The 4,170-nt window shown below is 66.9% G+C and carries 3 protein-coding genes and 1 pseudogene; 3 read left to right on the forward strand and 1 reads right to left on the reverse strand.

Annotated elements, in window-relative coordinates; translation table 11 throughout:
• The 3 genes and pseudogenes from AB4Y86_RS13380 to AB4Y86_RS13390 all read left to right on the forward strand — a co-directional run.
• A pseudogene (locus tag AB4Y86_RS13380) lies at positions 1–185 on the forward strand (type 1 glutamine amidotransferase domain-containing protein); the annotation flags it as partial.
• 49 nt (positions 186–234) lie between these two features.
• Positions 235–1,899 (forward strand): helicase HerA-like domain-containing protein, encoded by a 1,665-nt coding sequence (locus AB4Y86_RS13385; protein ID WP_441402705.1) that lies wholly within the window; start codon positions 235–237, stop codon positions 1,897–1,899.
• A 96-nt stretch (positions 1,900–1,995) separates the two neighbouring features.
• Positions 1,996–2,988 (forward strand): hypothetical protein, encoded by a 993-nt coding sequence (locus AB4Y86_RS13390; RefSeq protein ID WP_441402706.1) that lies wholly within the window; start codon positions 1,996–1,998, stop codon positions 2,986–2,988.
• A 91-nt stretch (positions 2,989–3,079) separates the two neighbouring features.
• On the opposite strand, the gene AB4Y86_RS13395 is transcribed toward AB4Y86_RS13390, so the two are convergent.
• Positions 3,080–3,937: a DUF559 domain-containing protein gene (locus AB4Y86_RS13395; protein WP_441402707.1), complete on the reverse strand. Its 858-nt coding sequence runs from the start codon at positions 3,935–3,937 to the stop codon at positions 3,080–3,082.
• Between the last annotated feature and the right edge of the window lie 233 nt (positions 3,938–4,170).

The following is a 4,170-nucleotide window of genomic DNA, read 5'->3' on the forward strand; positions in this document are numbered from 1 at the left end:
GCACTGGCGAGAACACCCCTTGGTTCGTGGAGGACGTCCTAAAGGACAAGGGCGCCGTCGTCGAGAACGCTGCCGCCTGGAGCTCGCATGTGGTCCGCGACGGCAACCTCATCACCGGCCAGAACCCGCAGTCCAGCGAGGATGTCGCGCAGGAAGTCCTCAAGGCGCTGACCGACGCAAAGTAATTTCGGCCGACGCCGGGTCCGGGCTGCCGGACCCGGCTAAGCTAACGGCATGGCCATGAAATCCACCGCAGATAAAGTCGCCACCATCCAGCAGGGCTACACCCTGGAGGGGCCCACAATCGAGCTGGGAGCGGCGATCGTCGACGGCGAACTCCACAAGGACGCCCAGGTCCGGCTGCCGCTGGCGATGATGAACCGGCACGGCCTGGTGGCCGGGGCGACCGGCACCGGCAAGACCGTGACGCTGCACATGATGGCCGAGCAGCTTTCGAATGCCGGCGTCCCGGTGTTCCTCGCGGACATCAAGGGCGACCTGTCCGGGCTCGCCACGGCCGCGACGGCCAGCGAAAAGATGAAGGCCCGCACCGAGAGCATCGGCCAGGCCTGGTCCGGCAAGACTTACCCGGTGGAGTTCCTGGCCCTGGGCGGGGACGGCAACGGCATCCCCGTCCGCGCCACCATTACGTCCTTTGGTCCCATCCTGCTTTCCCGCGTTATGGAGCTTAACGACACCCAGGAATCCAGCCTTCAGCTGGTCTTCCACTTCGCGGACCAGAAGAAGCTGGAACTGATCGATCTCAAGGACCTCCGCGCCGTCATCCAGTTCCTCACGTCGGACGAGGGCAAGGACGAACTTGCGGAACTGGGCGGCCTGTCCAAGGCCACCGCCGGCGTCATTCTCCGCGAACTGATTAACCTGGAAGCGCAGGGCTTGGAAAAGTTCTTCGGCGAGCCCGAGTTCGACACCGCCGAGCTGCTCCGGACCGCCCCGGACGGCCGCGGCGTCGTCACCTGCCTGGAACTCCCCACCCTGCAGACCAAACCCATGCTGTTTTCGACGTTCCTGATGTGGCTGCTCGCGGATCTTTTCCACGACCTCCCTGAGGCCGGCGACCTGGAAAAACCCAAGCTGGTGTTCTTCCTGGACGAAGCCCACCTGCTGTTCAACGGTGCGTCTAAGGCCTTCCTGGACGCCATTACCACGACCATCCGGCTGATCCGTTCCAAGGGCGTCGGGATCTTCTTCGTCACACAGACGCCCAAGGACGTGCCCGCCGACGTCCTGGGCCAGCTGGCCAACCGCATCCAGCACGCCCTCCGTGCGTTCACCCCGGAAGACGCCAAGGCCCTGAAAGCGACCGTCTCCACGTTCCCGGTCAGCGACTACGACCTTGAAGAAACTCTCACCTCCGCCGGGATCGGCGAGGCCGTCGTTACCGTAATGAATGAGAAGGGCGCACCGACGCCGGTTGCGCTCACCCGGCTGCGTTCCCCGGAATCGGTCATGGGCCCCAGCACCGACGACCTGGTCAAGAGCAGCGTGGCCGGCTCCGCCCTGCTGGCTAAGTACGGCACCGCCGTGGACAACGTCTCCGCCTACGAGAAGCTGGCAGGCCAGGCGGCCGCGACAACCGGCCCCGCAGCCGGCGGTTCCCCCAACGCAGTGGACGCGGACGCCCGCCAGATCGAAGAAGACGTCCTCGGGCGGCCCAGCAGCCGGCCGGCGCCGGGACAGGACAGCGGACGGGAAGCAGCGCAGCCGCAGCGGGGCCCGGAAGCGCCCGCCGGCGGTGGGGTGGCCGGCGAAATAGTCGGCGCGCTGGGCGGGGCCTTGGGCGGCGGCCTCAAGAGCATGGTCCGGTCCATGGGCAGCCAACTGGGCCGGGAACTGCTTCGCGGCGTATTCGGCACGGCTTCCCGGCGCCGCCGCTAGGCACCGCCGGACAGTGCCCGCCGTGCCCTGACCTCCCGCCGTCGTGCGGCAGCACCTGTATTCAGCGGGCGTGCAGGTAATCTAAGGTACGTGCAGATGAGTCAGGCGTTGGTCAGGATTGCAGCCCTGTGGCTGTTGGGCCTGATGCTCGCCGTGGCCGGCGCCGTCGTCGCTGTCAATCTGGTGAACAATTCGATTGCCAGTCCGCAGCAGCCGGTGCGCGAATATCTGGACGCGCTGCAGAAGGGCGACGGCGCGAAAGCCCTCGGCCTACTGCGCGCCACCGTACCGCAAAGCAACCCCGCGATGCTCGACGGAGAGGCGTTGAAGACCGCGGCCGCGAAGATCTCCGGTGTGAAAGTCGGTGCCGCGCAGGACCGGGGCAACAACCAGGTCATGGTGCCGGTCGATTACACCCTCGACGGCAGCCAGCTGCACACCGAGTTCCTGCTACAAAGCTCCGGCACCCAGTGGCTTTTCTTCCACGACTGGTCCTTTGTGCCGGCCGCGTTGCCGGTACTGGACGTCACCGTTGTGAACTCGAACCAGGCCTCCCTTAACGGCGTTCCGGTGAACATGCCCAACGGCCGCAACTCCTTCGCCGTGTTCTACCCCGGCGAGTACGAGGCGTCCCTGAACGGCCAGTTCTTCGCCGCGCCCGCGACCCGAACAGCCCTCTCCGGCCGGGACATGCCCACCGCGCCGCTGAACCTGCTGACGCAGGCCACGGACGGCCTCAAGGGTGCCGTCAGCGCCAAGGTCAAGGAGTTCCTGGACAATTGCGCCGATCAGGCCGACAAGGCGCAGCAGCTGCAGCCGGGCTGCCCGTTCTACCACACCACCAACAACCGCATCGTGCCAGGGACCATCGACTGGAGCATCACGGACTACCCGGCCGTCAGCATCGAACCCTTCGGCGGCCGCTGGGTGGTCGCCCCGCTGGACGGCAAGGCCCGCATCAAGGCACGGCAGGAGGACCTCTTCACCGGTGCCGTCACGGAACTCAACGCCGTCCACGATTTCAGCTTCACCACCCGCCTGGACATCGACGGCGACACGATCAAGCTCACCCCACAGCTCACCGGCTAGAGGCCGGCCGGGTTTGCCTGCCCGTGTTCCCTGCCCGGAGCGGAACCGGCCTGTTTTTGAGCCTGCCAGGTCCTGTTTTCCGGCCCTGGGGTCACCGGCGGGCACCAAAGCCGGGCCGCTGCGGCCACCGCTGGGACCCCCGGGCCAGTACCTCCCGCACTTGGGCGAGCACCCCGTCCGGGCCGTAGACGACGTCGTCGTAGAAGAAGCGCAGCACGGGGAAGCCCTGGACCATGGCGGCGTTATCCCGCCGGCGGTCCTTCTTATACTGCCGTGACTCAAGGTGGAAGGCCAGTCCGTCGATTTCTACAATCAGGAAGCCTTCCAGCAGGAAATCGACCCTGCCGATGCCGTCAATCCACACCTGGGTTTCGGTGAAAATGCCAGCGTCCCGGAAAAGTACCCGTGCCAGTGTTTCCAAGAGAGAATCCGCGCCCCACTCAACCCGGGCCACCACGTCCCTTGCCTTGCCGCAGCGGTTTCCCCGAAGATGCCGGAGCAGGAACCCCAAGTCAATGTCGCCGCGGTTGTAGGCGCTCTCGACGATGACCAAGGACTCCAGGGGCGGCAGGCAGAGAAGGGCGTGCAGCAAAACGTCGGGAAGTCCCGCGACCGCTCCCGAAGCCGACTGGGTCAGGGCTGTTCGGTGGCTGACACAGGCAGTGTTCCGCCGCCCGTTTCCGTGCCAGTAGTGCGGCAAGGAGGCCGGTCGCAACACCCATAACTTGAACCGGGGTGCCGCGGAGGCACAGGTCAGCAGGGCCCGGGACTGCTTGGCGGCCACCAGCTCGGGGTCAGCGCCGGGAAGCGCCAGCACTCCCCGCTCCACCCGGAGGATTTCGCCGCTGCGCACCGCACGGCGCACGGCCGGTTCGCCCGCTCCCCGGGCAATGACCGCGCGGGTCAGTGCGACGCCGCCCTGGGAGAGGAGAATTTGCACAGGATCCATGGCCCCACTGTGCAGGTGCCCGGCCAGCCCCGGCAGGCAGGGACGGGACCATGTGGACAACGCGGGCCCGGACTGGCCCGGCAATGGCCGCGCCGGTCCGCCCTAGCTGCGTCGGCAGGCGGGACCGGCAGCCAAAACCGGGCCGGTCCGGCGCGCCTTAGTCCATCCCGCGCAGGTCAAGGACCAGTTCGGTGTCTCCGTCGGCCTGCAGGAGCACCGGGATGCCCCAGTCC

The organism is Arthrobacter sp. 2YAF22_2 (assembly GCF_052114645.1).
Classification (GTDB): Bacteria; Actinomycetota; Actinomycetes; order Actinomycetales; family Micrococcaceae; genus Arthrobacter.